Genomic DNA, 25,588 nt, shown 5'->3' with positions numbered 1-25,588 from the left:
CATCGGACCCGGCTGGGACACTGGTGGCCATGCGTAGCACCTCCTCGACGACCACGGCGTCTGGCGCGCTGTTCGCCGACGCGTGCTCCGTCATCCCCGGCGGGGTGAACTCGCCGGTCCGGGCCTTCAACTCCGTCGGCGGCACCCCGCGCTTCATCACGTCCGCCAGCGGCTACCGGCTCACCGACGTCGACGGCAACAGCTACGTCGACCTGGTGTGTTCGTGGGGGCCGATGATCCTCGGGCACGCTCACCCCGCCGTCGTCGACGCCGTCCGGCGGATCGCGACCGACGGCCTGTCGTTCGGCGCCCCCACCCCGTCCGAGACCGAGCTCGCCAAAGAGATCATCGGCCGGGTCGCTCCCGTCGACCGGATCCGCATGGTGAACTCCGGCACCGAGGCCACCATGAGCGCGATCAGGCTGGCCCGCGGCTATACCGGTCGCGCCAAGATCATCAAGTTCTCCGGCTGCTACCACGGGCACAGCGATGCCCTGCTGGCCGACGCGGGCTCCGGCGTCGCGACGCTCGGCCTGCCGTCGTCGCCCGGTGTCACCGGAGCCGCCGCGGCCGACACGATCGTCCTGCCCTACAACAACATCGCGGCGGTCGAAGAGGTCTTCGCCCGGTTCGGCGACGAGATCGCCTGCGTCATCACCGAGGCCAGCCCCGGCAACATGGGCTGCGTTCCGCCGCTGCCCGGTTTCAATGCCGCCCTTCGCCGCATCACGCAAGAGCGCGGTGCGTTGCTCATCTCCGACGAGGTGATGACGGGGTTCCGGGTGAGCCGATCTGGTTGGTACGGAATCGATCCCGTCGACGCCGACCTGTTCACCTTCGGCAAGGTGATGAGCGGTGGGCTGCCGGCTGCTGCGTTCGGCGGCAGGGTCGAGGTGATGGAGCGACTGGCCCCACTGGGCCCCGTCTATCAGGCGGGCACACTGTCCGGCAACCCCGTGGCGATGGCCGCGGGACTGGCGACTCTGCGTGCGGCCGACGACAGCGTGTATGCCGCACTGGACGACAACGCCGACCGCCTCGACGCGCTGATCACCGCAGCGTTGACGGAAGCAGGTGTGGCACATCGGGTTCAGCGGGCCGGCAACATGCTCAGCGTGTTCTTCACCGACGAGCCGGTCACCGACTTCGCGTCGGCGCGGGCCTCCGAGACGTGGCGCTTCCCGGCGTTCTTCCACGCGCTGCTGGATGCGGGAATCTACCCGCCGCCGAGCGCTTTCGAAGCGTGGTTCGTCTCGTCGGTTCTGGATGATGACGCCTTCGACCGCATCGCCGACGCCTTGCCGGGCGCCGCGCGTGCCGCCGCGGAAGCGACGCCGCAGGCATGACCGAGAAGACGATCGTGCACGTGCTGCGTCACGGTGAGGTGTACAACCCCGAGAAGATCCTGTACGGGCGCCTGCCCGACTACCACCTGTCGGAGCGCGGCATAGCCCAGGCGCAGTCGGTCGCCCACTGGTTGGCCGAACGCGATATCACCTACGTCGTCGCGTCCCCGCTGGAGCGCGCGCAGGAGACCGCGGCGCCGATCGCTGCGCTGCGCGACCTTCCCATCGACACCGACGACGACCTGATCGAGTCGACGAATATCTTTCAGGGCCAACGGGTGTCACCGGGTGACGGAGCACTGCGAGATCCACGCAACTGGTGGCACTTGAGGAACCCGCGGCAGCCGTCATGGGGGGAGCCGTACAAGGAGATCGCCGCGCGGATGATGGCGGCGCTGGACCGCGCGCGGGTCAAGGCGGCCGGACATGAGGCCGTGTGCGTCAGCCACCAACTGCCGGTCGAAACCCTGCGCCGCGCCATGACAAAGCAGAACCTGCATCACTTCCCGACCCGGCGGCTGTGCAACCTGGCCTCCGTGACGTCCTTCTATTTCCACGACGATCGTTTCGTCGGCTGGGGATACTCGGAGCTGGCCGGGCAGTGAAGCTGTTGGTGGCCATCCTGGCGAGTGCGGCATGCGTCGCGCTCGCCGGATGCTCCACCGGAACCGACGCCGTCGCTCAGGGCGGCACCTTCGAGTTCGTCGCCCCCGGCGGCAAGACCGACATCTTCTACGACCCGCCGCAAAGCCGCGGACGCCCAGGCCCGCTGTCCGGGCCTGACCTGAGGGATCCCACGAAGACGATCTCGCTCGACGACTTCGCGGGCAAGGTCGTCGTCATCAACGTCTGGGGTCAGTGGTGCGGGCCCTGCCGCACCGAAATCACCCAGCTGCAGAAGGTTTACGACGCGACACGCGACAAGGGCGTCGCGTTCCTCGGTATCGACGTTCGCGACAACAACCGCGAGGCCGCGACCGATTTCATCATCGACCGCAAGATCACCTTCCCGTCGATCTACGACCCGCCGATGCGCACCATGATCGCCTTCGGCGGCCGGTATCCCACGACCGTAATCCCTTCCACCGTGGTGCTCGACCGTGAGCACCGCGTCGCCGCGGTGTTCCTGCGGGAACTGCTCGCCGAGGATCTGCAGCCCGTGGTGGAGCGCCTGGCCGCCGAGCCTGAACCGAACAAGGGCGGCACGTGACCCTCGACCAGATCGACGAGCTGGTGGCCGGCGGCCCCGTCGTACTGGCGTTCCTGGTCAGCGTCCTCGCCGGGCTCGTCTCGTTCGCCTCGCCCTGCGTGGTGCCGCTGGTGCCGGGCTACCTGTCGTACCTCGCCGCCGTCGTCGGTGTCGAAGACGCACCCGTACGGCCGGGCGCAGACACCGCAGCGGCGTCGGTGTCGACGAAATCCGCGCGACTGCGGGTGGCGGGAGCGGCGTCCCTGTTCGTCGCCGGGTTCACCGCGGTGTTCGTGCTCGGCACCGTCGCCGTGCTGGGTATGACGACGACGCTGATCACCAATCAGCTTCTGCTGCAACGTATTGGCGGCGTGCTCACCATCGTGATGGGCCTGGTGTTCGTCGGGTTCATCCCCGTGCTGCAACGCGACGCCCGATTCGCGCCGCGCCAGCTGTCGACGCTCGCAGGCGCCCCGCTGCTCGGTGCGGTGTTCGCGCTCGGCTGGACCCCGTGCCTGGGCCCGACGCTGACCGGTGTGATCGCCGTGGCCTCGGCAACCGACGGCGCCAACGTGCTGCGCGGGGTGGCGCTGGTGATCGCGTACTGCCTCGGATTGGGAATTCCGTTCGTGCTGCTGGCATTCGGCTCGGCGCGGGCCGTGCAAGGGCTGGCCTGGCTGCGCGCCCACGCCCGCGGCATCCAGATCTTCGGCGGCATCCTGCTTATCCTCGTCGGCACTGCACTCGTCACCGGGGTGTGGAACGACTTCGTGTCCTGGGTGCGCGACGCCTTCGTCAGTGATGTGACGTTGCCGATATGAGCACCATCCAATCGCGAGCAGACGTGAAAACCCCTAAAAAGGGGGCGTTTAGGGGGCTTTCACGTCTGCTCGCGCTGGTACGTAACACGTGGCGCACGCTGACGTCGATGGGCACCGCACTGGTCCTGCTGTTCCTGCTCGCCCTCGGCGCCGTGCCCGGCGCGCTACTCCCGCAACGAAGCCTCAACGAGGCGAAGGTCGCGCAGTACATCGCCGAGCATCCGACGATCGGCCCGTGGCTGGATCGACTGCAGGCGTTCGACGTGTTCTCCAGCTTCTGGTTCACCGCAATCTATGTGCTGCTGTTCATCTCGCTCGTGGGCTGCCTGACCCCGCGGATGATCGACCACGTCCGCAGCATGCGCGCGGTGCCCGTGCCCGCACCGCGCAACTTCGCCCGGCTGCCCAAGCACCACACCGCCGACGTGGCCGGCGAGCCGCAGACATTCGCCGCCACGGTGACCGATCGACTGCGGGGCTGGCGGACCGTGACTCGCCAACAGGACGAGGCGACCGAAATCTCCGCCGAGAAGGGCTATCTGCGCGAGTTCGGCAACATCGTCTTCCACTTCTCGCTGCTCGGCCTGCTCGTCGCGGTCGCCGCCGGCAAGATGTTCGGCTACGAGGGCAACGTCATCGTCGTCGCCGACGGGGGTCCGGGCTTCTGCTCGGCGTCGCCGGCGGCGTTCGACTCGTTCCGGGCGGGCAACACGGTCGACGGCACGTCGCTGCATCCGATCTGCCTGCGGGTCAACGACTTCCAGGCCGACTACCTGCCGACCGGACAGGCCACCTCATTCGCCGCGGACATCGAGTACCAGGCGGGGGCGGACCTGACCTCAGGCACATGGCAGCCCTACCGGCTGGAGGTGAACCACCCGCTGCGGATCGGCGGCGACCGCATCTACCTCCAGGGCCACGGCTACGCCCCGACCTTCACCGTCACCTTCCCCGACGGGCAGACCCGCACTCAGACGCTGCAGTGGCGGCCCGACGACCAGATCACCATGCTGTCCTCGGGTGCGATGCGCTTCGATCCGCCCGCGGGCACCTATCCCGATGCCGACGAGCGCCGCGAGAACCAGATCGCCATCCAGGGTCTGTTCGCGCCTACCGAACTGCTCCACGGCGCACTGCTGTCGTCCAGCTTCCCGGCACTGAACGACCCGGCCGTCGCCATCGACATCTACAAGGGCGACAGCGGTCTGGACTCCGGAAGGCCGCAGTCGCTGTTCAACCTCGACCCGCGACTCATCGAGCAGGGCCGGCTGACGAAGAGGGCCCGGGTCAACCTCGGCGCCGGCGAGTCCACCCGTCTCGACGACGGCACCATCGTGCGATTCGACGGCGCGGTGCCGTTCATCAACGTGCAGGTGTCGCACGACCCCGCCCAGATCTGGGTGCTGGTGTTCGCGATGACGATGATGGCCGGGTTGCTGGTGTCCCTCGTGGTGCGCAGGCGCCGGATCTGGATTCGGATCACGCCCGCCGGCCCAGGTACCGTGAGCGTCGAGCTGGGCGGGCTGGCCCGTACGGACAACTCCGGCTGGGGCGACGAGTTCGAGCGGTTGACCGAGCGCCTCTTGGCAGGGACCGGCGATGCGCAGCGAGAGGAACCTGACATGAACCACCAAGCGAGCAGCTCATGAACGACAACATCGACATCGGGCTGGCCCGGTACTCGGACTGGGCCTTCACCTCATCGGTCGTGGTACTCGTCGGCGCCCTGCTGCTGCTCGCGGTCGAACTGGCGTACAGCCGAAGCCGCAAGGTCATCGAACGTGAAGTGGTTGGCGCGGGTGTGCGCCCGGGCGCCGGCCCGGGCATCGTCGCCGAGGCCCCGCGGCGCAGTGTCGACGAGCGGATCGGCGGCGCCGGGCTCGCGCTGACGTATCTCGGGATCGGACTGCTGCTGGTCTGCATCGTGCTGCGCGGTCTGGCCACCTCGCGGGTGCCGTGGGGCAACATGTACGAGTTCATCAACCTGACGTGCTTCTCGGGCCTGGTGGCCGCCGCCGTCGTACTCCGCCGCCCCCATCTGCGTGCGCTGTGGGTGTTCGTGCTCGCGCCGGTGCTGGTCCTGCTGACGGTGTCCGGCAAGTGGCTGTACACCCATGCCGCACCGGTCATGCCCGCGCTGCAGTCCTACTGGCTGCCGATCCACGTGTCGGTGGTCAGCCTCGGCTCGGGAGTCTTCCTCGTCGCAGGCGTCGCCAGCATCCTGTTCCTGCTGAAGATGTCGCCGCTGGGGGAGCCGGGCCGCGACGGCGTCGTCGCCCGCGTCGTCCAGCGCCTGCCCGAGGCGCAGACCCTGGACCGCATCGCATACCGCACCACGATCTTCGCGTTCCCGGTGTTCGGCTTCGGCGTCATCTTCGGCGCGATCTGGGCCGAGGAGGCCTGGGGCCGGTACTGGGGCTGGGACCCGAAGGAGACGGTGTCGTTCATCGCCTGGGTGATCTACGCCGCCTACCTGCACGCCCGGTCGACAGCGGGGTGGCGCGACCGCAAGGCCGCCTGGATCAACGTCGCCGGCTTCATCGCGATGGTGTTCAACCTGTTCTTCATCAACCTGGTCACCGTCGGACTGCATTCGTACGCGGGGGTGGGCTCGTAGGCGTGGACAGGGACGTCTCTTCTGGCCCAACCGGATTCCGCGACCAGAATCGGTTCAAAGACCCTGCGGTGGATGTCCCGCAGGACTGGACCGCACCGACGCCCCCTACCGGGCTGCCCGTGCTGCCGGAGACCACACCCCCCGAGCCCCCGGAGCCCACGCCAGTGGGCGACGACCCGCCGCCGTATCTCGACCTGACCACGGTGGCGCTGCTCGGCCAACCCAAGCGGGCCCCCTCGACGGGGTGGCGCAAATGGCTGTATCTGGCCTCGTTCAAACTCATCAACGCCGGCGAGAGCCCGAAGGTCCTACACCGCGACGCGTTGATCGCTCAGGTCCAGCAGCCGCTGCGCGGCTGTCACCGCATCGCCGTGTTGTCGCTGAAGGGCGGAGTGGGGAAGACGACGGTCACCGCGACGCTCGGCGCGACGCTGGCGTCGCTGCGGGGTGACCGCGTCATCGCCGTCGACGCCAACCCCGACCGCGGCACCCTGAGCGAGAAGATTCCGCTCGAGACGCCCGCGACGGTACGACACCTGCTGCGCGACGTCGAGGGTATCGAGGCATACAGCGACGTCCGCGCGTACACCTCGCAGGGGGCCGGCCGGCTGGAGGTCCTGGCGTCGGAGACCGACCCCGCGGTGTCCGAGGCGTTCAGCGGCGACGACTACACGCGCACCCTTGACGTGCTCGAGCGGTTCTACAGCCTGGTGCTCACCGACTGTGGCACCGGTCTGATGCACTCGGCGATGTCGGCGGTGCTGGCCAAGGCGGACGCGCTGATCGTGGTCAGCTCAGGCTCGGTGGACGGCGCCCGTAGCGCGTCGGCCACGCTGGACTGGCTGGATGCGCACGGGCACCAGGAGCTGGTGCGCAACTCGGTCGCGGTCATCAACGCCGTGCGGCCGCGTTCCGGCAAGGTCGACATGACCAAGGTGATTGACCACTTCAATCGGCGGTGCCGAGCAGTGAGGCAGCTGCCGTTCGATCCGCACCTCGAAGAGGGCGCCGAGATCGACTTGGAACGGTTGAGGCCACCGACCCGGGAGGCGCTGCTGGAGCTGGCAGCCGTGGTCGCAGCGGGTTTCCCGGGTACGCGACGCGACCCGGTCTGAGAATTTCGACTACCGCGGCTTGTTCTCCGGACCGATCCGGCGCAGGAAATCCGGGTCGTCATCCGGGCCGATCACGCGAGTCCGCGGACGGGTTGCATTCGCGCGCATCAGCCGCAGGCCCACGTAGACCAACCCGCCCAAAACGAGCATCGCGAATAGGTACGCCACCTCAAACCTCCTTATCCCGAATATACGCGCCGTCGGTAGGCTCGGTTTCGTGTCTGACCGTCGGCCTGGATCCCGGCTCGTAGCGGACCTGGTGATCTACGTCCTGGCCCGCCTGCTGCTCGTCGTCGCCTTGACCGCCGTGATCTTCGGCACAGGCCACCTGCTCGGGCTGCGGGACTTTCCGCTCGTGGTGGCGCTCCTCTTCGCGATCATCATCGCCTTGCCGCTCGGCATCTGGATGTTCGCCCCGCTGCGGCGTCGCGCGACGGCCAGCATCGCCGTCCTCGACGAGCGGCGTCGCAAGGACCGCGAACAGCTGCAGGCCAGGCTCCGTGGGGAAGAGCCGCCGACCCCATGACGAGGGAGGCTTTCGGCGCCGAATTCCTCGGGGCCGACGGATTTCTCAATTCGCCCACCTACGGCCTGCCGCCCCAGTTCCTCGTCGACGCCCTGCTGGACTGCATCGGCACCTGGCAGAACGGCACCATGGACGTCCCATCCTTCGACGAACATGTGGCCGCCGGACGTGCCGGCTATGCGGCGCTGGCCGGTGTGCCCGTCGACTCGGTGGCGATGGCTGCCACCGTCTCGTCGGCGCTGGGGCTGGTGGCCGCCGCGATCCCCGATGGTGCCCGGGTGCTCACCCTTCCGGGCGAGTTCACCAGCACCACATTCCCGTTCGCCGCCCAGGCGGGTCGCGGGGTCACGGTCACCGAGCTGCCTGCCGACGAACTGATCGACGCTGCAGCCGATTTCGACGCCGTCGTGGTGAGCCTCGTACAGTCGGCCGACGGGTCGATACTCGACATGGATGCCCTGCGCGCCCGCGTGGCGGGCACCGAGACGTTGACGGTGGTCGACATCACCCAGGCGCTCGGATGGAAGCGCGTCGAGCTGGACTGGGTCGACGTCACGGTGGCGGCCGTCTATAAGTGGCTGTTGTCGCCGCGCGGTACGGCGTGGATGTCGTTGAGCGACAGAATCAGTCGCATCATGACGCCCCATGCCGCCAACTGGTATGCGGGTGAAGAGCCATGGCAGACGATTTACGGGCTGCCGCTCCGGCTGACGGACACCGCGCGGCGCTTCGACCTGTCGCCCAGCTGGTTCAGCGCACTCGGCGCCGGGCTCGCGCTGCCGTGGCTGGCGACGCTCGACGGCGATGCGGTGCAGGCGCACTGCCTGGGTCTCGCCAACAGGTTGCGGGCCGAACTCGATCTACCACCGCAGGATTCGGCGATCGTCTCGCTGTCCAACGCGGGTGGGCCAGAACGACTTCAGCGGGCGGGTATCCGCGCCTCCGTCCGGGCGGGTGCGATCCGGGTGGGTTTTCACCTGTACAACAACGAGAACGACCTCGATCGATTGCTCGACGCTCTGCGGGACTAGTTCGGCAGCGGGATCGTGGCGATCAATGTCGTTCCGCCCTCGGGAGGGGCGACGATCTCGAGCCGGCCCTCGAGCGCGGCGACACGGTCCTTGAGCCCGATGAGCCCGGATCCGGCCCCGACGACGGCGCCCCCGACGCCGTCGTCGGAGATCTCCAGGTGGAGCTCATCGGCGTCGGCGGTCGCGCGCACCCTGACCTCCGATGCCTGCCCATGTTTGGCCGTGTTCGTCAACGCCTCGGCCACAACGTAATACGCCGCCACTTCGATCTGTTCGGGCAACCTGCAGTCGATTTCGACATCGAGCGCGACGGGCACCGTCGACCTACGGGCGAGGGCCTTGATCCCCGGGCCGAGGCCGCCCCTGGACAGGATCGCGGGATGAATTCCGCGCGAGATCTCCCGCAGATCGGCGGCGATCTCCGTCAGCCCCTCGTTGACCTGGGCAATCTGCTTGCGTAACGCCGGCTGGTCGAGCGGGACGGCCGCCTCGACGCCGCGAAGCTCGAGACCCAGCGACACGATGCGCTGCTGCGCGCCGTCGTGCAGATCCCGCTCGAAGCGTCGACGGGCCTGGTCGGCTGCGGCGACGATGCGTGCGCGCGAGGCGGTGAGCTCGGCGCGGGTTTCGGCGTTGGCGATCGCGGTGGCAATCAGATAGGCGAAGTCGCCGATGCGCTCCTCGGTGCCCGCAGTCAGTCGGTCGGGTTGTGCCGAGCCGACGATCAATGCACCCCACAGGCGACCGTCGACGACGATCGGCGCGCCGGCCGCAGCCTTCAGGCCGAGTGCGCGGATGCGCTCCGCCGTCGGGCCTTCCGCTCCGTCGTAGGTGTCCATCCGCGCCGGAGCAACCTCGCGGTGGATCAGTGCTGCGACGTTGTCGCCCTCCAGCGAAAGGTATTGCCCGTTGGGCAGAATCGGTTCGCCGTTCTCATCGGTCGCACCCACGACGACGTACGCCCCCGCAGGGGCCTCGTAGCGCAGCAGGGTGACGTTCTGGACGCCAAGACCTCGGGACAGTTCCGTCACCGCGGCCGGGTAGATCTCTGCGGGCGGCACGCCCTGCGCGACCATGGTCGCGACGCGGCGCAACGCGGCCTGCTGTTCGGCCAACGCGCTCGCCAGCGACGCGGCGGACTCGGCTTCCCGGCGCCGCTGCTCGGATTCCACGGCTCGGAGTCTGGCCTGCCTGCCGAGAATGTTCGCCGACAGTGCGACGGGCAGAAACACCAGCAGTGACACGAAATCCGCTGGCTCGTCAGGGATGAGCGTCGGGGAGTCCACGATGTGGAAGTAGTAGTAGACGACGGCGCTGGCGAGCGAGGTCGCGACGGCGAGGCCGAACCCCCAGCCCGCCGAGATCACGAGGACACCCAGCAGGAAGATCGCCCCGTAGGCTTCCGGGCCGAGCTGCTTGAGGCGGTAGACCATCAGCGTCTCGGCGAGGATGAACAACGCCGCCACGACGATCCCGAGGCTCAGTGGCGGGGTGGTCGGCCGAACCACAGTCGCCAGGACTCCACCGAGCGGCGAGGGTCGGGACGCGGCGTCGCGCTTCATGTTTCGCGCGCCATCGATGGGCAGAGTTTCCTGCTAACCGCAATGTGCAAACCATCAGTCATTGGGCAGGCTGAAGGAATGCTGCTGAGGGATTGGCTATGCGCTGCCTGATCGTCGACGACAATCACAGCTTCCGCTGTGCGGCCCACAGCATGCTCGAACGCGCGGGCATCGCCGTGGTGGGTGTCGCGTCGAACAGTGCCGACGGGCTGAGGTACTACTTGGACCTGCGACCGGATGTCACGCTCGTCGACGTCGATCTCGGCGACGAGAGCGGGTTCGATCTCGTCGAGCAGCTCTACAACAGCGGTGTGCCGCAGCCGTCGCCGGTCATCCTGATCTCCGCCCACGCTGAACAGGACCTGGCAGAGCTGCTCGCCGACAGCCCCGCTGCGGGATTCCTGTCGAAGATCGGGCTGTCGCCCAGCGGGATCGTGGAATTGGTCAACAATGTCAATAATCATGTGAATCAGGACCGTTCGGTCAGCGAGCCTCCAGGAAGGTGATGACGGCGCGCACCCGGCGGTGATCGTCGCCTGTCTCGGGCAGGTCGAGTTTGGCGAGGATGCTGCGGACATGCTTCTCCACCGTTCCCTCGGTGACCCAGAGACGTCGTGCGATACCCGCGTTGGATCGGCCCTCCGCCATCAGCGCCAGCACCTCCAATTCACGCGAACTCAGCACGGCCAGTGAGTCATTCACTTTTCGAGTCGACAGCAGTTCGGAAACCACTGCCGGGTCGATCACGGACGCGCCCTTGGCGATGCGCCACAGCGTGTCCAGGAAGTCGCCGACATCGGTGACGCGGCTCTTGAGCAGATAACCGATCGCGCGGTCGCCACTCAGCAGCTCCATCGCGTGTTCGACCTCGACGTGCGCGGAGAGCACCAGAATGCCGGTCTCCGGTGACTCGGCGCGGATCGCGCGGGCCGCGTCCAGCCCCTCGTTGCTGTGCGTCGGCGGCATGCGGATGTCGACGATCACGAGGTCTGGCCGTTCCTGTGCGACCAGGGCGAGCAACTCGGCGCTGTCCCCCGCCCGTCCGACGACGTGAAAGCCCGACCGATCCAGCAAGCTGGCCAGACCTTCGCGCAACAGCACGTCGTCATCGGCGATGATCACCCGTGCCCCGGCCGCCCGGGCTTCCTGTACCGACACCAACCAGCACACCTCGTCGGCTGGTACGCCGACAATGCAGCTAGCAGGCATTGATGGGTGGGGTTTCCCCGATGGCTGCAGGATCTGGCGGCCGGGACTGGGCTTATACGTCGCGCGTCAGATTGTGGTCGGATTTTTGTCGGTATTGTCTTCCTGACGTTCGGGTGGTGGGGGCATTACGAAGGGTGACGTCCCGAAACCGGCGTAGCAACATTTGCTTAGGGTGGAAGTACAGGGGGTATTCCGATCGCCATGTCCGCAATTGACAGTGCTACCGCGGCCAAAGATCTCTACCGTCGGTGGATAGACGAGCTATGGTCCGGGCAGCAGATAGCAAACGAGCTGGTGTCCGACGATTTCGTGGGGCACTGGCCGAATTTTGAGGTACACGGGCCGGAGGAATTGCACGCGATCGTCGACAAGACCCGGTCGATCCTTGCCGACCTGAAGATGGTCGTCGACATCAAGCCGTTGGTGGAGGGCGACATGCTGGCGGCGCGCTGGATTGGAACGGGCGCGATGCCCGACGGCCCTAAGCGATACACCGGAAACGACATCTTCCGAATCGAGAACGGTCGATTCGTCGAGTACTGGACGGGAACCGCCGAGGGCTGACGGTCAACCCGTCAGGCCAGGAAACGTCGGGTGTACGGCTCGAACCGGGCCCGCACGTCGTCCTCGTCGAGGCCGAACATCTCTGCCGACGTGGCGACGCGGCCGAGCCGGCCACGTTGGTGCCCGGCCAGGTAGTCGGCGATCGCTGACTTCGCCTCGCCCGTCAGCGTCTCCCCGGCGAGCTCGTAAATCATTGCGGCGACGCCTATTTCGTCGGCCATGAAGTCGTCGAACCGGATGTCGATCGAGCGCTCCGGCGGCAGGACGTCGCGATCGCGAACCAATCCGTTGAGCATCAGTTCGAGGCGGTCGATCCAAGTCGCCGCGATCTCCTGCACCGGAACCGGATAGCGATGCATACGCGCGCTGTACGTGATCATCGCGAGCATCGAGAGCGCCACCGGCACCGGGTCGCGGTGCGTGAAAACGACGACCACGCCGGGAAATACCGCGTTCAGCACGGGCAGCTGCTCGAGGTGCTGGGGCGACTTGAGCAGCCAGCGCCGTCCGCCGCGCAGGAACTGCAGCGCCTTCAACTGGGTGGCCAGGTGCTCGTAATGCGGGGTCTGGTCGTGGGACAGGTAGTAGTCGCGCCATCGCGGCACGTGGCCGAGAGTCTCGAAAAGCATCGTCGAGAAGTCGTTGGCCAGTAGCTGAATCTCCTCGTGCACGTGATCGGTCGTCATCTCGTGCATCAGTGGGAAATAGGGCATCACAAGGTTCATCACCTGCACCGCGACGTCCATCCGCGCCCGGCGCGGGTCCGGCTCGACACCTTGCTCTGCCGGCAACGGGAACGGCTCGTTACTCTCCCAGTACGGAATGGTGCGGAACGTTGACCCGGCAGCCAGCAGATTGTGCAGGTGTGTCGTGCCGGTGCGGGGCAGCCCCGCGATCACCACGGGTGGCACGAGCTCGATGTCGTTGATCTCAGGGTGGCGGGCCAGCAGGTCGGTGAGCAACAGCCGGTTCTTGAGCCACTGGACGATCTGCGTGTGGAAATTGACGATGCCGGCATCGTGCATCCCCGGAATCCCTTGCAATGCAGCAAGATACACGTCGAGTCGTTCGCGGTAGTCGTCAGCGCCGAAGTCGTCCAGACCGGTCTCGGCGATCGCTTTGGCATGCATCGCGTCGGCATCGAGCGGGCAATCGCCCACCATCGAACCCATCATCTCGCGCAGTGGTTCAGCTTCGGGGGAGAAGCGTGGCTCTGCGAGATCGTCGAGGTAGACGGTGCGATTTGGCTCAGATGCGGGGTCGGTCACGCCGACTTATGTTACTGTCAGTTTCATAATGATGGTTGAAATCGGGCGACCACGCGATCCTCGCATCGACGCGGCAGTTCTCGATGCCACCGTGGAGCTCCTCGCCGAGACGGACTACGCGTCGCTGTCGGTGGATGCCATCGCGCGGCGTGCAGGCACCAGCAAGCCCGCGATCTATCGGCGCTGGCCCAGCAAGGCGCACCTGGTGCACGAGGCCGTGTTCCCGATAACCGAATACACCTCGCTGCCCGAAACCGGCGAACTGCTCGGCGATGTCAGCGAAATGATGCGCCGAAGCGTCGGCATTTTGACGACCCCCGCCGCGCTGGCCGCGCTGCCGGGCCTGGTCGGGGAGTTGGCCGCGGACCCCACGCTGCACGCCGCGCTCCTCGAGCGCTTCGTCCACATCCTCTCCGACGGTCTGGAGGAGTGGCTCGACGTGGCCCGCAGGCGTGGCGACGTGCGTCCCGAGGTCACCTCTGCGGACATCGTCGACGCCCTCGCGGGCATCACCTTCCTGGCGCTCATCACCCATCCGGAGACGTTGGACGAGAAGTGGGTGGAGCGGACCGCGGAGTTCATCACGAGAGGTATCAGCGCGTGACAGAGCACGAATCCACCGCAGCCTGGCGCGAACTGCTCGACACGTTGGGCAGTCTGGACCGCACCTTCCTGGAGGGCGACCGCGCGGTGACCGACGACCGGCACATCGCCGACGGCTACCGCATGCTCGCCACCACCCTCGGCGTCGCGTTCGACACCTACCTGTTCTCCGATCCCAGCCGGCCGCTGTGGATCGAGGTCAACTCGCCGGTCCGACCCGACCGCCGATGGGGCGGCGACAACACCGACGCCTATTACTTCATGTGCCCGGTCGACCCGAACCGGCGCTACCGGATCAGCGGCAACAAGGGCGACAGCGTCTACTTCTCGGTGACCGCCTACAACGAACCCTCGCCGGGTGCGTGGTCCGACCGGATCGTGGCGCTCGTGCGCGACGACGATCTCGACATCGATGCCGACGGCAACTTCAGCTTCGACTTCGGGCCCACCCCGGACGCCGCCGTGCTGATGACGCGCGACTATCAGGGCGATCCGCAGACCGGTCGCCCGGTGAAGTGGCACATCGAGGCGCTCGACGAACCCGATCCGTTCCGCCACGGCGACGCCGAAACCGCAGCCGCGCTGCGCTCCAGTGCCGCGTGGTTACGCACCATGTTCGCGATCCTGCCGCTCGCCGTGGGCGTTCGTAGCGAGGAAGCACACACGCTCGGACACGAAGTATCCTCGGTCGCAAACGAATTCGCCGATCCCTATCAGGTGCCCGACGCCAATTTCGGCTGGTCGGCACGCGACGCCTGCTATGCCTACGGCAGCTTCGTGCTGGAGGAGGACGAGGCGCTTGTCGTCACCCACCGACCGCCGGCGTGCCGATTCTGGAACCTCGTGGTGTGGAACCAGTTCATGGCGACTCCCGGTGTCGCCGATGCGCGCAGCTCGATCAACGGCCACTCGGCGGTGCCCAACGCGGACGGCTCGGTCACCATCGTCATCTCGCGCGGTATGACCGAGCATCCGAATTCGGTTACCACGCTGGACTATCCACGCGGCAATCTCGCATTCCGGTGGTTCTTGGCCGACGAGGTTCCGGCCCGCCCCGAGGTATCGCTGGTGAAGGTCGCCGCTCTTTAGCGATTTCGGCGTGCGTAGTCACGCTCAGCGTGACTTAGCACGCCGAAATCACCCGAAAAGCAGCGCTGAGGCAACAGCTATCGACCAGACCAGCATCGTCAGCCCCGTGTCGCGCAGCACGGGGATCAATTCTTTGCCGCCGAGCCCTTTTCGCACCGGCCCCGCGGCGCGCACCGCAAGCGGTAACGCCACCAGCCCGACCGCAGCCCACGGCGTCGCGAGCATCAGCACCACCGTCAGCACGAACGCCACCGCCAGCAGCCCCTGATACAACAGCCGTGTGCGCGGGTCGCCGAGTCGCACGGCCAGCGTGATCTTCCCGGACTCCTTGTCGGTCGGGATGTCTCGCAGATTGTTGGCCACCAGCACCGCCGACGACATGGCGCCCATGGCGACGGCCATCGCGGCGCCCACCCAGTCGATCCGCAGCGCCTGCGTGTACTGCGTGCCGAGCACCGCGACGAGGCCGAAGAACACGAACACCGCGACCTCGCCCAGCCCCAGATACCCGTACGGCTTCGAACCGCCCGTGTACAGCCACGCCCCCGCGATACACAACGCGCCGACAAGGATCAGCCACGGCGCACTGAACCACGCCAGCACCAGGCCGGCCACGCCCGCGATGCCCAGGCTGATGATCGCGGCGGTCAGCACCGAACGCGGCGACGCCACCTTCGATCCCACCAGCCTCAGCGGTCCCGCCCGCACATCGTCGGTGCCGCGAATGCCGTCGGAGTAGTCGTTGGCGTAGTTCACCCCAATGATCAAGCCGATGGCCACCACAAGAGCCAGCAGAGCCCGCCACCAGCACGCCCCGTGCAGCCAACCCGCCGCACCGGTGCCCGCGATGACCGGCGCGATCGCATTGGGCAACGTCCTGGGCCGAGCGCCCTCCACCCACTGCGCGAAACTGGCCACGAGCGCAAGTCTTACACGGTGGTTGATTTCCTCCCCACGTCCGCCACCGCCACCCGTGGCAGACTGAGCGCATGGAGGACCGACTCAGCAAGACGGAGATCCGCAAGGACGCCGTACAGGAGATCGTCGAGTCCGGCGCGTCGACCGTCGGCGAGGTGGCTTCGATCATCACCACCGCCGTCAAGGACGTCGCCAACGCCATCGGCGGCTTCGCGACCGACGTGTTCGAGATCCGCGATGGGGTTCGGCGCGCGTCGCAGTCGATCGAGGACAAAACGCCGGACGAGTAGCAGCCCCTTGCTCGGAGTCATCGGCGGCAGCGGGTTCTACACCTTCTTCGGTTCCGACGCCCGCAGCATCAGCCTGGACACCCCGTACGGCGCGCCCAGCGCCCAGATCACCATCGGCACCGTCGGCGGTCACGAGGTGGCGTTTCTTCCGCGTCACGGTGTCGCACACGAATTCTCCCCGCACACCGTGCCCTACCGCGCGAACATGTGGGCGCTGCGTGCCCTCGGGGTCCGGCGGGTCTTCGGCCCGTGCGCGGTCGGCAGCCTCACCCCCGAACTCGGTCCCGGTGCGATGGTGGTGCCCGATCAGCTGGTCGACCGCACCAGCGGCCGCGAGGACACCTACTTCGCATCGGGCGGTATCCATGTCGGGTTCGCCGACCCGTACTGTCCGGTGCTTCGCGCCGCGGCCGCAGGCCTGCCCGGCGTCATCGACGGCGGCACCATGGTGGTGATCCAGGGGCCGCGGTTCTCCACCCGCGCAGAGAGTCAATGGTTCGCGCGCCAGGGGTTCACCCTGGTCAACATGACCGGGTATCCCGAGGCGGTCCTGGCCCGTGAACTCGAAATGTGTTATGCGGCCATCGCTTTGGTGACCGACGTGGATGCCGGCGTGGACAGCGGAAGCGCTGTGCGTGCTGTCGACGTCTTCGCCGAGTTCCAACGCAACCTGGTGCCGTTCAAGAAACTCGTGCATGAGGCCATAGAAAACGTGGCCAGCGCCGCCCCGGAGCGGACCTGTACCCATTGCCTGCCGCACGAGGGCGTCGAGCTTCCCTTCGACCTGCCGTGAGAGTCCTGCTGACGGGTGCGGCCGGCTTCATCGGAGCCCGGATCGGCGCCGCTCTGCGCGACGCGGGACACGACGTCGTCGCCGTCGACCTGATGCTGCCCGCCGCGCACGGGCCCGGGGCTCAGCCGCCGCCGGACTGTCAGGTGCTCGATGTTCGCGATGGTTCCGCGCTGGCGCCGCTGCTCAAGGACGTCGATGTGGTGTGCCACCAGGCCGCGGTGGTCGGTGCCGGAGTGAACGCCGCCGATGCGCCGTCCTATGGCAGCCACAACGATTACGGCACCGCGGTCCTGCTCGCCGAGATGTTCACCGCCGACTGCAGGCGGCTGGTGCTGGCGTCGTCGATGGTGGTCTACGGACAGGGCCGGTACGACTGCGCCGAGCACGGCCCGATCGATCCGTTGCCGCGCTCGCGGGCCGACCTCGACGCCGGTGTCTTCGAGCACCGCTGTCCCGTCTGCGGAGCGCCGGTCTCCTGGCAGCTGGTGGGGGAGGACACGCCGTTGCGGCCGCGCAGCCTCTACGCGGCGAGCAAGACCGCGCAGGAGCACTACGCATCGGCATGGAGTGACGCCGTCGGAGGCGCCGTCGTCGCACTGCGCTATCACAATGTGTACGGTCCGCACATGCCGCGCGACACCCCGTATTCCGGGGTTGCGGCGATTTTCCGCTCCGAGCTGGAATCCGGCGACGTGCCAAGGGTTTTCGAAGACGGCGGCCAGATGCGCGACTTCGTCCACGTCGACGATGTCGCAGCGGCCAACGTCGCCGCCGTCGAATCCACGCTCGAGGGATTCGACGCCTTCAACGTCTGCTCCGGCCGACCGATCTCCATCATGGAAGTGGCGACTGAGCTGTGCGACGCCCGCGGTGCCGAGGCGCCCGTCGTCACCGGCCAGTACCGCAGCGGCGACGTCCGCCACATCGTCGCCGACGCCGCCCGCGCCGCCGAGGTGCTGGGCTTCCGCGCCGCGGTCGACCCGCGCGACGGGTTGCGCGAGTTCGCGTTCGCCCCGTTGCGGGCATGATGCGCCGCGCGGCGGTGCTGGTCGCTATCGTCACGTTCGTGGCATCGGGTCTGCTGGCGTTGGCGTGGTCGCAGCAGCGACGGCTGCTGTACTTCCCGTCGCCGGGACCGGTGCCTCCCGCTGCCGAGCTGCTATCCAACGGTCGCGATGTCACCTTCGAAACCGACGATGGAATCCGTTTGGGTGCTTCGTATTTTCCGATTGCCGCCAGCGGGGTCGCGGTGCTGATGTGCCATGGCAACGCCGGCGACCGGACAGATCGCGTCGAGCTGGCCGCCGCCCTGAACAGGATCGGCCTTTCGGTGCTGCTGTTCGACTACCGCGGGTTCGGCGGCAACCCGGGCCGCCCCACGGAGGACGGCCTGGCGGCCGACGCGCGCGCCGCTCAGGCGTGGCTGGCCGCCCAACCCGGCGTCGACAAGATGGTGTACTTCGGCGAATCCCTCGGCGCCGCAGTCGCCGTCGGCCTGGCGGTCGAGCGTCCGCCCGCGGCGCTGATCCTGCGTTCTCCGTTCACCTCGCTCGCCGACGTGGCGGGGTTCCTCTACCCGTGGCTGCCGCGTCGGCTGCTGATCGAGAGCTATCCGTCCATCGACCGGATCGGCTCCATTCATGTGCCGATCATCGTGATCGCCGGCGACCAGGACAGCACCGTGCCCGCGAGCATGAGCAGGCGGCTGTACGAAGCGGCCAACGACCCGAAAAAGTTCGTCTTGGTTCCGGGTGCAGGCCACAACGACCGACAGCTGTTGGACGGCAGGCAGATGATCGGCGATATTCAGGGGTTCCTGTCGTCGACAGGTGTGACCTAGTAATACTGGTGGCGTGAAGCCCGCCATCTGTGAGCAGTTCGGTATCGATTTCCCCCTTTTCGCATTCAGCCACTGCCGCGACGTCGTCGCCGCAGTCACCAACGCGGGAGGGTTCGGTGTTCTCGGCGGGACGGCTTACACCCCGGAACAGCTGGACCAGGAACTGAAGTGGATCGACGACAACGTCGGCGGCAAGTCGTACGGCGTCGACCTGATCGTGCCCGCCACGTACGAGGGCAAGGGCGAGAAGCTGACCTCGGCCGACCTGGCCGCTCGCATTCCGGACGAGTATCGGAGGTTCGTGTCCGAACTTCTCGCCGCGCATGACATCGAGGACGACGCCAAGCCGTTCACCGGCGGGGCGTCGCTGTCGGGCAACACCGGCAAGGAGCTGCTCGACGTGGCGATGAGCCATCCGATCAAGCTGATCGCCAACGCATTGGGCGTGCCACCGGACTACATGATCACAGCGGGTAAGGAGCACGGTGTTCCCGTGGCGGCCCTCGTCGGCGCCAAGGAGCATGCCGTCAAGCAGGTCGCGGCGGGGGTGGACCTGATCGTCGCGCAGGGCACCGAGGCGGGCGGTCACTGCGGCGAGGTCACGACGATGGTGCTGATCCCCGAAGTGATCGAGGCGATCGAGGATGCGGTCCCGGTGCTGGCCGCCGGTGGCATCGTCACGGGACGGCAGATGGCGGCCGCGGTGGCGATGGGCGCTGCCGGCGCCTGGACCGGGTCGGTGTGGTTGACGACCGAGGAGGCCGAGACCGCACCGCACACCGTGCAGAAGTTCCTGGCGGCGACGTCGCGCGACACCATCCGCTCCACCGGCCGCACGGGCAAGCCGGCCCGACAGCTGAAGTCCGACTGGACCGACGCGTGGCAGCCGAACGCGGATGGCCACCAGACGTTGCCGCTTCCGCTGCAGTCGATGCTGGCCGAGCCGGTGGTCCGCCGCGTCGATGTGCTTGCAGCGCAAGGCCATCCGGGTGCGCAGGCGCTGGCGACCTATTTCGTGGGGCAGGGGGTCGGTTTGATGAACAAGGTCAAGCCCGCCAAAGAGGTCGTCCGCGAGTTCATCGAGGACTATCTGGTTGCGACGGAACGGCTCAGCAACTCGCTGCCCGATTAGCCTGCGAGCGCAGGGTGAGTAGCAGGATGGTGACAAAAGCCATCCCTGCGGAGACGTAGAACCAGCCAAGGGGCTCGTGAGTGGTCTCCGGCAGGTGCGCGATCAACGCCATCGCAAGGCTCACGATCAGGTAGCAGCAGGTGTTGAGCAGCCCGCCGATCAGTCCGATGTTCTTGCTGAACACGCCCATCGCCAGACCCTTGCTCTGCGGATCCAGCACGCCGACTCCGCCAAGCACCAGCGCCGCACCGAGCGTGATGATCCAGCCGTTCACGCCGATGGTCCTGGCCGAGACGACCAGCGTCAGTGCGCCCAGAATCATCACAGTCCAGGCGCTGAGCGCAAGCTTGCGGGTCGTAATACGTTGCGCCAGGCCACCACACGCCAGTTCGCCGACCAGATTCGCCGCCCCGATCACCAGCGCGATCAGACCGTAGGCCGCAGGCGAGAACCCGAGTGCCTCTTCGAAGAGGAATGGCCCGGCGACGCCGAACACCATCTGTGCCGCGCCGATCAAGCCGAACATCAAGACGAATCCGATGAAGACCTTGTGCCGCAACGCCTCACCCAGCACCCGCATCGCGGCCCGAAGATTCACTGGTGAGCGTTTTTCCTTATCCAGTGTCTCGGGCATCCCCTTGGCGACAAGCGCGGTGACCACCACGACGGCGAAAGCGAAGAGCGCGAACACCAGACGCCAGGATCCGTGCTGGACGACGAATCCGCCGATGGCCGGCGCCACGACGGGCGCGGTTCCCCATGCCGCGCCCAGCACACCGAGCACCGAAACCAGCTTGGCGCCGCGGAAGCAGTCGGCGGCGATGACCGCGGCCATCAACAGGCAGGTGCCTGCGGCGACGCCCTGGATGAACCGCATGCCAAGCAGGAAGGGCAGGCTTCCGGCGAGCGCGCAACCGATGCTCGTCAGGGCGACGAGTGCGGTACCGGTGAGAAGCACCCACCTGCGGCCCAGTGCGTCGGCGAGCAATCCCACTGGAATGAACGCCACGCTCATCCCGAGCGTGTATGCGGTCACGGTGTTCTGCACCATCGCATCGGATGCACCGAAATCCGCCGCCATCTGGGGCAGTGCCGGCGCGTAGACGTCGAGGCCGATCTGGCTGAGCGGGATCACCAGCAGCAACAGGATCAGGAGGCGCCGGTCCCCGACGATCCGGGCGGCGACCTCTTGCGGTCGCTCGATCGACATCGTCATGGGATAACGATCCCGTTTTACCGGTCCCGCGTCTGTCCGCTGATCACCCGGTGGCGGTAGGAATGCGCATTCCACCGATCGGGGGACAGGCTGGTTAGTCCAAGTTGGTTAATTCAAGGCGATGCGCACCGAGATCGGGTCGCTCTCCATCGCGCGCATGGTCAGCGCCGTCGCCGACTGGCTGAACCTGCCGTGTCCGCCGAAGCTTCGGGCGCGGGCGCGCACATCGTCATCAGGTTCGAAAGTGGCTGTGCCGGTGCGCCACTCGTTGTTCACCCGCACGCGCACGTTCGGGTTGGCAGCGATGTTGTATGCCCAGCCTGCGCGGCGGCCGTGCTGGGAGATGACCCACAGGTCGTTGCCGTCGATACGGCCGACCAGCGGCACCCGGCGCGGTTCGTTCGACTTGCGGCCGATGGTCTCGACCTCGACCACCAGCGACGACCGGATCCCGAGCCGGTCGAGCGCGGCCACCACCGGGTTCATCACGATGCGCCCCACGCTTCGCTCGAACTTGAACTTCCGCCGCGCTTTGTCGGCACTTTTCGTGGGCATCGTCGCCCTCCCTTCGTCGTCTGGTTAGCGACGATAGTAGAACAATCACTCAAATACTAGGGCGGTCGGCGAACACGCAGGTCAGGACCCGCTGAGATAGGTCAGCACGGCGAGCACCCGGCGGTTCTGTTCCAGGTCGGGCGGCAGCATCAACTTGGCGAAGATGTTGCGTACGTGCTTCTCGACCGAACCGTCGGCGAGCGCCAGAGTCCGGGCGATGTTCACGTTGGAACGACCCTCGGCCATCAGTCCGAGCACCTCCCGCTCGCGCGGTGTCAGCTCCTTCAACGGGTCGCTGCGTCGTCGCACCAGCAACTGGGAGACCACCTCGGGGTCGAGCACCATCCCGCCGGACGCCACTCGGTCCAGCGCGTCGAGAAATTCCGCGACTGCCGCGACCCGATCCTTGAGGAGGTAGCCGACCCCACCGACGCGGTCGGCCAGCAGGTCGTCGGCATACGACAGTTCGACGTACTGGGACAACACCAGTACCGGGGAGCCGGGAACGCGGCGTCGGGCTTCGACGGCGGCCCGTAGGCCCTCGTCGGTGTGTGACGGCGGCATCCGGACGTCCACCACCGAGACGTCGGGACTGTGGCGCTCGATCGCGTCCACCAACGACGGGCCGTCACCGACCGCGGCCACGACGTCGTGGCCATTATCTGTCAGGAGGCGAACAAGACCTTCCCGCAACAGAACTGAGTCGTCCGCCACCACGACCCTCAACACGGCAACTCCACCTTGATCTCGGTCGGGCCGCCCGCGGGGCTGGTGACGGTGAACGCACCCCCGGTGGAATGCACTCGGTCGGCCAACCCGCTCAAACCGTGTCCCTTGGCGACGTGCGCCCCGCCGGTCCCGTCGTCGACGATCTGCACCGACAACCGGCCGGGCCCGTTGGCGACGGTGACCCAGCAGGTCGATGCGCTGCTGTGTTTGGCGACATTCGTCAGGGCTTCCGAAACGGTGAAGTACGCGGTGTTCTCGACAGCCGGGTCGAGTCGGCCCTGTGGCAGGCCGAGGTCGGCGTCGACCACCAACTCGACGGGCACCGTGCACCGTCCGGCAAGCGCGGCCAGCGCGCTGGGCAGGCCGCGGTCGGCGAGCACGGGCGGTGCGATGCCACGGGACAGTGCGCGCAGCTCGTCCAGCGTCTCCCGGGTTTGTGCGACCGCCTCGACCAGCGTGGCCCGCAGCGCGTCAGGGTCGCCGTCGATCTGCTGTTGGGCCCGGCTGAGATCGATCGCCAGGCGGACGAGTCGCTGTTGAGGGCCGTCGTGCAGGTCCCGCTCCAGCTTTCGCAGCGCGATCGCCTCCGCGGACACCGCCGCGGCCTTTTGGTCGGTCAACACGGTGATCGTCTCGCGCATCTCGGCGACGCCGGTGAGCAGCATGCGACCGAAACCGGCCTGGGACACCGCGCAGATGCGCACCATCCACGGCAGCGTGACCAAGAAGAGCAGGCCGAGCACGGTTTGGAAGGTGATCCTGGCGAACGTGCTGTCGCCGAGTCCGACCAGCTCAGCCAGCGACACGTTGTCCGGCCCGCGCGGAATGCTCCAGTCCCACAGGACCGTCAGCGTGCCCCCGACCGCGGCCGTCCACCACGTGACGACGACGCTGAAGGTGATCACTGCGATCGGAAAACACAGCAGCGCGTGCGCGACATCGAGCCAGCCCTGAGTCTGCACCAGCGGCGACATCATCCGCTTCCAAACACCTTCGCCCGCTTGCGCTGTCGGGTACGCAGGCCGGATGCGCGGCCGGTGCAACACCGCAAGAATCCGAAGTCTCTCGATGTCGGCGAAGAGGCGGGCGGCCAGCACGGTACCGGTGAGGACGGGCAAACCGACGACTACGAGCAAGAGCCCGATGCCGGTGGACAGACCCGTCACGATGACGACGAAGCCTGCGGTGGCGAGAGGGAATCCGGCCAGGAGGTAGCCGGTGTCGACGGCGAGTTGTCGAAGTAGCCGATGGCGCTCGGGCTGCGTTGCTCCGGACGTCATGAGTCTCACCCTAGGCAAGGGTCGGCTCTGCACCCATCCAGTACGCCGCCCGATCGAAGGTAGGGCTACCCCCACCAGTTGCCGCGAAATAGCATTCCGGGTCGTCCATCTGCGGCATTCGCAGCCTGGAATGCTATTTCGGCGAGCTAGTCGCCTGGCGCCAACGGCAATCGCACCTCGAACCGTGCGCCGGTGTCGAGGTTGTGCGCCGTCAGCGTGCCACGGTGAGCCTGCACCAAGCCCGCCGCGATGGCCAGCCCCAGGCCCGACCCGCTCGGGAGCGACGAATCCGCTCGCGGTACACGGTCTTTGGACCCGCGATACGCGACGTCGAAGACCCGCGGTAGATCCGCCTCCGAGATCCCGACTCCGGTGTCGTCCACCCGTGCCCACGCGCCGTTCTCGTCTGCACCGACCGCCAACGAGACCTGACCGCCCTCCGGCGTGTGCGCGATCGCGTTGGCCACCAAATTCGACAGCACCCGCACCAGTGCCCGGTCGCTGCCGACCACCCGCACCGGCCTCGATGGCAACTCGGCCACCAGGTGCACCCCCGCGCGTTCGGCCGCGATCCGGTGTGCGGCCAGCACATCGTCGACGACCTCGTCGAGAGCCACCCTGTCGAACGCCGGTTGCACGGCCCCTGCGTTGATTTTCGACATCTCGAACAGATCGTCGACCATCTCGGCGAGCCGAATCGATTCCTGCTCAATCGTTTTGGCGTGTACCTGCACCTCGGACTCGGGCACCACTCCGTCGGCGATCGCCTCGGACACCGCACGGATGCCGGCCAGCGGCGTACGCAGGTCGTGGCTCACGAACGCGACCAGGCGTCGCCGCGACTGTTCGGCGGCCCGTTCGGCCTCGCGAATCTCCTGTTCCCACACGGTGCGACGGGCCTGATACCGCGCCAGCATCACCGCCGCGGGAATCGTCACCACCGAAACGATGACCAGCACGACAGCGGTCCGCTCGAACGTCTCGGTGATCATGAACCCGCTGGCCCCGAGGACACCAGTGAACGTCGCCAACACGGGGATCAACACCAGCGCCACCATGCTGACCGCCAGCGACCAGGACCTGGCCAGCCGGATGATGAGCGCCCCGGCGAGCACCACCGGCACCGAACAGGCCAAGGCCCACCAGGCGATCTCCCACAGATCAGTGGGCACTACTGCTCCACAGGTAGCCGCGCCCCCACACCGTCTGCAGTCGATGGTCGGCACCGAGCTTGGAGCGCAACCGCTTCACATGGACCGTGACCGTCGACAGATCACCGAAGTCCCAGCGCCACACCTGCTTGAGCAGTTCCTCACGGGAGAACACCGTGTCGGTGTGGGTCAGAAAGAACAGCAACAGGTCGAATTCACGGTTGGTCAGCGAAACCGGTGTTCCGGCAATGGTCACCGATCGCGCGGCCGTTGACACGGTCAGGTCGCCAACCGTGATGTCCAGAGCCATCGGGCCAGTCGGTGTGGGTGCGCGACGCAGCACCGACCGCACCCGCAGCGCCAACTCGCGGGGACTGAATGGTTTCGTCAGGTAGTCGTCGGCGCCGGCCTCCAAACCCGCGATCCGGTCGTCCTCCTCGCCGAGCGCGGTCAGCAGGATCACCGGAATCGAGTAGTCGCCGCGTTGCCGCAGGGTGCGGCACAGCGTCAGGCCGTCCTGGCCGGGCATCATCACGTCGAGCACCGCGACGTCGATGCGCTGCGAACCGAGCAGCCGCAACGCCTCTTTGCCGTCGTGCGCGATCGACACCTCGAGGCCATCGCGCTCCAGATATCGACGCACGACATCGCGCACGACGGTGTCGTCGTCGGCGATCAGCACCCGCGTCACACCCCGAGGCTAGTCGCGCATCGCTACTACCTGCGCGGATGTCAGAGATTCGT

General features: G+C 67.2%; 29 protein-coding genes. 18 read left to right on the top strand and 11 right to left on the bottom strand.

What is annotated here, in order from left to right:
* The first annotated feature begins 29 nt into the window (after nucleotides 1-29).
* The 7 genes from hemL (at nucleotide 30) to H7J93_RS02115 (ending at nucleotide 7,088) form a co-directional block, all read left to right on the top strand.
* The gene (hemL, locus tag H7J93_RS02145; protein ID WP_267304632.1) at nucleotides 30-1,346 is read left to right on the top strand and encodes a glutamate-1-semialdehyde 2,1-aminomutase; all 1,317 of its coding nucleotides are present in this window, start codon (nucleotides 30-32) and stop codon (nucleotides 1,344-1,346) included.
* A complete protein-coding gene (locus H7J93_RS02140) occupies nucleotides 1,343-1,951 on the top strand; it encodes a histidine phosphatase family protein (RefSeq protein WP_267304631.1) in 609 nt (202 codons plus the stop codon). Before hemL ends, H7J93_RS02140 begins: the two co-directional genes overlap by 4 nt.
* Complete coding sequence (locus tag H7J93_RS02135) at nucleotides 1,948-2,556, top strand: TlpA family protein disulfide reductase (RefSeq protein WP_267304630.1); 609 nt, start codon at nucleotides 1,948-1,950, stop codon at nucleotides 2,554-2,556. Before H7J93_RS02140 ends, H7J93_RS02135 begins: the two co-directional genes overlap by 4 nt.
* A gap of 11 nt (nucleotides 2,557-2,567) precedes the next feature.
* Complete coding sequence (locus H7J93_RS02130) at nucleotides 2,568-3,356, top strand: cytochrome c biogenesis CcdA family protein (RefSeq protein ID WP_267304693.1); 789 nt, start codon at nucleotides 2,568-2,570, stop codon at nucleotides 3,354-3,356.
* Nucleotides 3,357-3,463: 107 nt separating this feature from the next.
* The gene (resB, locus tag H7J93_RS02125) at nucleotides 3,464-5,005 is read left to right on the top strand and encodes a cytochrome c biogenesis protein ResB (RefSeq protein WP_267304629.1); all 1,542 of its coding nucleotides are present in this window, start codon (nucleotides 3,464-3,466) and stop codon (nucleotides 5,003-5,005) included.
* Complete coding sequence (gene ccsB, locus H7J93_RS02120) at nucleotides 5,002-5,973, top strand: c-type cytochrome biogenesis protein CcsB (protein ID WP_267304628.1); 972 nt, start codon at nucleotides 5,002-5,004, stop codon at nucleotides 5,971-5,973. The genes resB and ccsB overlap by 4 nt, the downstream gene beginning before the upstream one ends.
* Nucleotides 5,974-5,975: 2 nt before the next feature.
* Nucleotides 5,976-7,088: a MinD/ParA family ATP-binding protein gene (locus tag H7J93_RS02115; protein ID WP_267304627.1), complete on the top strand. Its 1,113-nt coding sequence runs from the start codon at nucleotides 5,976-5,978 to the stop codon at nucleotides 7,086-7,088.
* Nucleotides 7,089-7,097: 9 nt separating this feature from the next.
* Here the strand turns inward: H7J93_RS02115 and H7J93_RS02110 are convergent, their stop codons facing one another.
* A complete protein-coding gene (locus H7J93_RS02110; protein ID WP_165761860.1) occupies nucleotides 7,098-7,256 on the bottom strand; it encodes a hypothetical protein in 159 nt (52 codons plus the stop codon).
* A 49-nt stretch (nucleotides 7,257-7,305) separates the two neighbouring features.
* Between H7J93_RS02110 and H7J93_RS02105 the strand changes: the two genes are divergently transcribed.
* Together H7J93_RS02105 and H7J93_RS02100 are read left to right on the top strand one after the other, a co-directional pair.
* The gene (locus tag H7J93_RS02105) at nucleotides 7,306-7,614 is read left to right on the top strand and encodes a DUF4229 domain-containing protein (protein WP_267304626.1); all 309 of its coding nucleotides are present in this window, start codon (nucleotides 7,306-7,308) and stop codon (nucleotides 7,612-7,614) included.
* Complete coding sequence (locus H7J93_RS02100) at nucleotides 7,611-8,645, top strand: aminotransferase class V-fold PLP-dependent enzyme (protein WP_267304625.1); 1,035 nt, start codon at nucleotides 7,611-7,613, stop codon at nucleotides 8,643-8,645. The genes H7J93_RS02105 and H7J93_RS02100 overlap by 4 nt, the downstream gene beginning before the upstream one ends.
* Here the strand turns inward: H7J93_RS02100 and H7J93_RS02095 are convergent.
* On the bottom strand, nucleotides 8,642-10,207 hold the full coding sequence (locus tag H7J93_RS02095; protein ID WP_267304624.1) for a sensor histidine kinase: 1,566 nt from the start codon (nucleotides 10,205-10,207) through the stop codon (nucleotides 8,642-8,644). The two genes, H7J93_RS02100 and H7J93_RS02095, sit on opposite strands and share 4 nt — an antisense overlap.
* 98 nt (nucleotides 10,208-10,305) lie before the next feature.
* Here H7J93_RS02095 and H7J93_RS02090 point away from each other — a divergent pair, with 98 nt between their 5' ends.
* The gene (locus H7J93_RS02090; protein ID WP_267304623.1) at nucleotides 10,306-10,713 is read left to right on the top strand and encodes a response regulator; all 408 of its coding nucleotides are present in this window, start codon (nucleotides 10,306-10,308) and stop codon (nucleotides 10,711-10,713) included.
* Here the strand turns inward: H7J93_RS02090 and H7J93_RS02085 are convergent.
* Nucleotides 10,691-11,368 (bottom strand): response regulator transcription factor, encoded by a 678-nt coding sequence (locus H7J93_RS02085; RefSeq protein WP_267304622.1) that lies wholly within the window; start codon nucleotides 11,366-11,368, stop codon nucleotides 10,691-10,693. The genes H7J93_RS02090 and H7J93_RS02085 overlap by 23 nt on opposite strands.
* A gap of 249 nt (nucleotides 11,369-11,617) precedes the next feature.
* Between H7J93_RS02085 and H7J93_RS02080 the strand changes: the two genes are divergently transcribed.
* Nucleotides 11,618-11,980, top strand: a complete 363-nt coding sequence (locus H7J93_RS02080; RefSeq protein WP_267304621.1) for an ester cyclase — start codon at nucleotides 11,618-11,620, stop codon at nucleotides 11,978-11,980.
* Nucleotides 11,981-11,991: 11 nt separating this feature from the next.
* Here the strand turns inward: H7J93_RS02080 and H7J93_RS02075 are convergent, their stop codons facing one another.
* Complete coding sequence (locus tag H7J93_RS02075; protein WP_276021211.1) at nucleotides 11,992-13,155, bottom strand: sulfotransferase family protein; 1,164 nt, start codon at nucleotides 13,153-13,155, stop codon at nucleotides 11,992-11,994.
* Nucleotides 13,156-13,276: 121 nt separating this feature from the next.
* Between H7J93_RS02075 and H7J93_RS02070 the strand changes: the two genes are divergently transcribed.
* Together H7J93_RS02070 and H7J93_RS02065 are read left to right on the top strand one after the other, a co-directional pair.
* The gene (locus H7J93_RS02070) at nucleotides 13,277-13,852 is read left to right on the top strand and encodes a TetR/AcrR family transcriptional regulator (protein ID WP_267304619.1); all 576 of its coding nucleotides are present in this window, start codon (nucleotides 13,277-13,279) and stop codon (nucleotides 13,850-13,852) included.
* Nucleotides 13,849-14,940 carry a DUF1214 domain-containing protein gene (locus H7J93_RS02065; RefSeq protein WP_267304618.1) on the top strand — a complete coding sequence of 364 codons (1,092 nt, stop codon included), beginning with the start codon at nucleotides 13,849-13,851 and terminating at the stop codon, nucleotides 14,938-14,940. The genes H7J93_RS02070 and H7J93_RS02065 overlap by 4 nt, the downstream gene beginning before the upstream one ends.
* A gap of 48 nt (nucleotides 14,941-14,988) precedes the next feature.
* Here H7J93_RS02065 and H7J93_RS02060 read toward each other — a convergent pair whose 3' ends face one another.
* On the bottom strand, nucleotides 14,989-15,858 hold the full coding sequence (locus tag H7J93_RS02060; RefSeq protein WP_267304617.1) for a 1,4-dihydroxy-2-naphthoate polyprenyltransferase: 870 nt from the start codon (nucleotides 15,856-15,858) through the stop codon (nucleotides 14,989-14,991).
* 71 nt (nucleotides 15,859-15,929) lie between these two features.
* Here H7J93_RS02060 and H7J93_RS02055 point away from each other — a divergent pair, with 71 nt between their 5' ends.
* Genes H7J93_RS02055 through H7J93_RS02035 form a run of 5 tightly spaced genes read left to right on the top strand, consistent with a single transcriptional unit; the run spans nucleotide 15,930 to nucleotide 19,913 of the window.
* Nucleotides 15,930-16,148, top strand: coding sequence for a hypothetical protein (locus H7J93_RS02055; protein ID WP_267304616.1), 219 nt, complete (start codon nucleotides 15,930-15,932; stop codon nucleotides 16,146-16,148).
* Between the two features lie 7 nt (nucleotides 16,149-16,155).
* Nucleotides 16,156-16,941: an S-methyl-5'-thioadenosine phosphorylase gene (locus H7J93_RS02050; RefSeq protein WP_267304615.1), complete on the top strand. Its 786-nt coding sequence runs from the start codon at nucleotides 16,156-16,158 to the stop codon at nucleotides 16,939-16,941.
* Nucleotides 16,938-17,969 (top strand): NAD-dependent epimerase/dehydratase family protein, encoded by a 1,032-nt coding sequence (locus tag H7J93_RS02045; protein ID WP_267304614.1) that lies wholly within the window; start codon nucleotides 16,938-16,940, stop codon nucleotides 17,967-17,969. Before H7J93_RS02050 ends, H7J93_RS02045 begins: the two co-directional genes overlap by 4 nt.
* A complete protein-coding gene (locus tag H7J93_RS02040) occupies nucleotides 17,969-18,781 on the top strand; it encodes an alpha/beta hydrolase (RefSeq protein ID WP_267304692.1) in 813 nt (270 codons plus the stop codon). The genes H7J93_RS02045 and H7J93_RS02040 overlap by 1 nt, the downstream gene beginning before the upstream one ends.
* A gap of 13 nt (nucleotides 18,782-18,794) precedes the next feature.
* Nucleotides 18,795-19,913, top strand: a complete 1,119-nt coding sequence (locus tag H7J93_RS02035) for an NAD(P)H-dependent flavin oxidoreductase (RefSeq protein ID WP_267304613.1) — start codon at nucleotides 18,795-18,797, stop codon at nucleotides 19,911-19,913.
* Here H7J93_RS02035 and H7J93_RS02030 read toward each other — a convergent pair.
* From H7J93_RS02030 to H7J93_RS02005, 6 genes are all read right to left on the bottom strand, one after another.
* Nucleotides 19,891-21,129, bottom strand: a complete 1,239-nt coding sequence (locus H7J93_RS02030) for a multidrug effflux MFS transporter (RefSeq protein WP_267304612.1) — start codon at nucleotides 21,127-21,129, stop codon at nucleotides 19,891-19,893. The two genes, H7J93_RS02035 and H7J93_RS02030, sit on opposite strands and share 23 nt — an antisense overlap.
* Nucleotides 21,130-21,237: 108 nt before the next feature.
* Nucleotides 21,238-21,684 (bottom strand): nitroreductase/quinone reductase family protein, encoded by a 447-nt coding sequence (locus H7J93_RS02025; protein WP_267304611.1) that lies wholly within the window; start codon nucleotides 21,682-21,684, stop codon nucleotides 21,238-21,240.
* An 81-nt stretch (nucleotides 21,685-21,765) separates the two neighbouring features.
* Nucleotides 21,766-22,410 (bottom strand): response regulator transcription factor, encoded by a 645-nt coding sequence (locus H7J93_RS02020; protein ID WP_267304691.1) that lies wholly within the window; start codon nucleotides 22,408-22,410, stop codon nucleotides 21,766-21,768.
* Nucleotides 22,407-23,693 (bottom strand): sensor histidine kinase, encoded by a 1,287-nt coding sequence (locus tag H7J93_RS02015; RefSeq protein WP_267304610.1) that lies wholly within the window; start codon nucleotides 23,691-23,693, stop codon nucleotides 22,407-22,409. The genes H7J93_RS02020 and H7J93_RS02015 overlap by 4 nt, the downstream gene beginning before the upstream one ends.
* 146 nt (nucleotides 23,694-23,839) lie before the next feature.
* Nucleotides 23,840-24,865, bottom strand: coding sequence for a sensor histidine kinase (locus H7J93_RS02010; protein ID WP_267304609.1), 1,026 nt, complete (start codon nucleotides 24,863-24,865; stop codon nucleotides 23,840-23,842).
* Complete coding sequence (locus tag H7J93_RS02005; RefSeq protein ID WP_267304608.1) at nucleotides 24,855-25,535, bottom strand: response regulator transcription factor; 681 nt, start codon at nucleotides 25,533-25,535, stop codon at nucleotides 24,855-24,857. The genes H7J93_RS02010 and H7J93_RS02005 overlap by 11 nt, the downstream gene beginning before the upstream one ends.
* Nucleotides 25,536-25,588 lie beyond the last annotated feature (53 nt).

It is taken from the genome of Mycobacterium barrassiae, from assembly GCF_025822765.1.
Lineage (GTDB): Bacteria > Actinomycetota > Actinomycetes > Mycobacteriales > Mycobacteriaceae > Mycobacterium > Mycobacterium barrassiae.
This window is presented reverse-complemented; position numbering and strand designations above follow the sequence as displayed.

What these genes read in the sequence shown, in the direction of transcription:
- hemL (WP_267304632.1), top strand. Translation starts at nt 30, where the DNA reads ATGCGTAGCACCTCCTCGACGACCACGGCGTCTGGCGCGCTGTTCGCC.
- H7J93_RS02140 (WP_267304631.1), top strand. Translation starts at nt 1,343, where the DNA reads ATGACCGAGAAGACGATCGTGCACGTGCTGCGTCACGGTGAGGTGTAC.
- resB (WP_267304629.1), top strand. Translation starts at nt 3,464, where the DNA reads ATGGGCACCGCACTGGTCCTGCTGTTCCTGCTCGCCCTCGGCGCCGTG.
- ccsB (WP_267304628.1), top strand. Translation starts at nt 5,002, where the DNA reads ATGAACGACAACATCGACATCGGGCTGGCCCGGTACTCGGACTGGGCC.
- H7J93_RS02100 (WP_267304625.1), top strand. Translation starts at nt 7,611, where the DNA reads ATGACGAGGGAGGCTTTCGGCGCCGAATTCCTCGGGGCCGACGGATTT.
- H7J93_RS02095 (WP_267304624.1), bottom strand. Translation starts at nt 10,207, where the DNA reads ATGAAGCGCGACGCCGCGTCCCGACCCTCGCCGCTCGGTGGAGTCCTG.
- H7J93_RS02090 (WP_267304623.1), top strand. Translation starts at nt 10,306, where the DNA reads ATGCGCTGCCTGATCGTCGACGACAATCACAGCTTCCGCTGTGCGGCC.
- H7J93_RS02080 (WP_267304621.1), top strand. Translation starts at nt 11,618, where the DNA reads ATGTCCGCAATTGACAGTGCTACCGCGGCCAAAGATCTCTACCGTCGG.
- H7J93_RS02075 (WP_276021211.1), bottom strand. Translation starts at nt 13,155, where the DNA reads ATGATGGGTTCGATGGTGGGCGATTGCCCGCTCGATGCCGACGCGATG.
- H7J93_RS02070 (WP_267304619.1), top strand. Translation starts at nt 13,277, where the DNA reads ATGATGGTTGAAATCGGGCGACCACGCGATCCTCGCATCGACGCGGCA.
- H7J93_RS02055 (WP_267304616.1), top strand. Translation starts at nt 15,930, where the DNA reads ATGGAGGACCGACTCAGCAAGACGGAGATCCGCAAGGACGCCGTACAG.
- H7J93_RS02040 (WP_267304692.1), top strand. Translation starts at nt 17,969, where the DNA reads ATGCGCCGCGCGGCGGTGCTGGTCGCTATCGTCACGTTCGTGGCATCG.
- H7J93_RS02030 (WP_267304612.1), bottom strand. Translation starts at nt 21,129, where the DNA reads ATGACGATGTCGATCGAGCGACCGCAAGAGGTCGCCGCCCGGATCGTC.
- H7J93_RS02025 (WP_267304611.1), bottom strand. Translation starts at nt 21,684, where the DNA reads ATGCCCACGAAAAGTGCCGACAAAGCGCGGCGGAAGTTCAAGTTCGAG.
- H7J93_RS02015 (WP_267304610.1), bottom strand. Translation starts at nt 23,693, where the DNA reads ATGACGTCCGGAGCAACGCAGCCCGAGCGCCATCGGCTACTTCGACAA.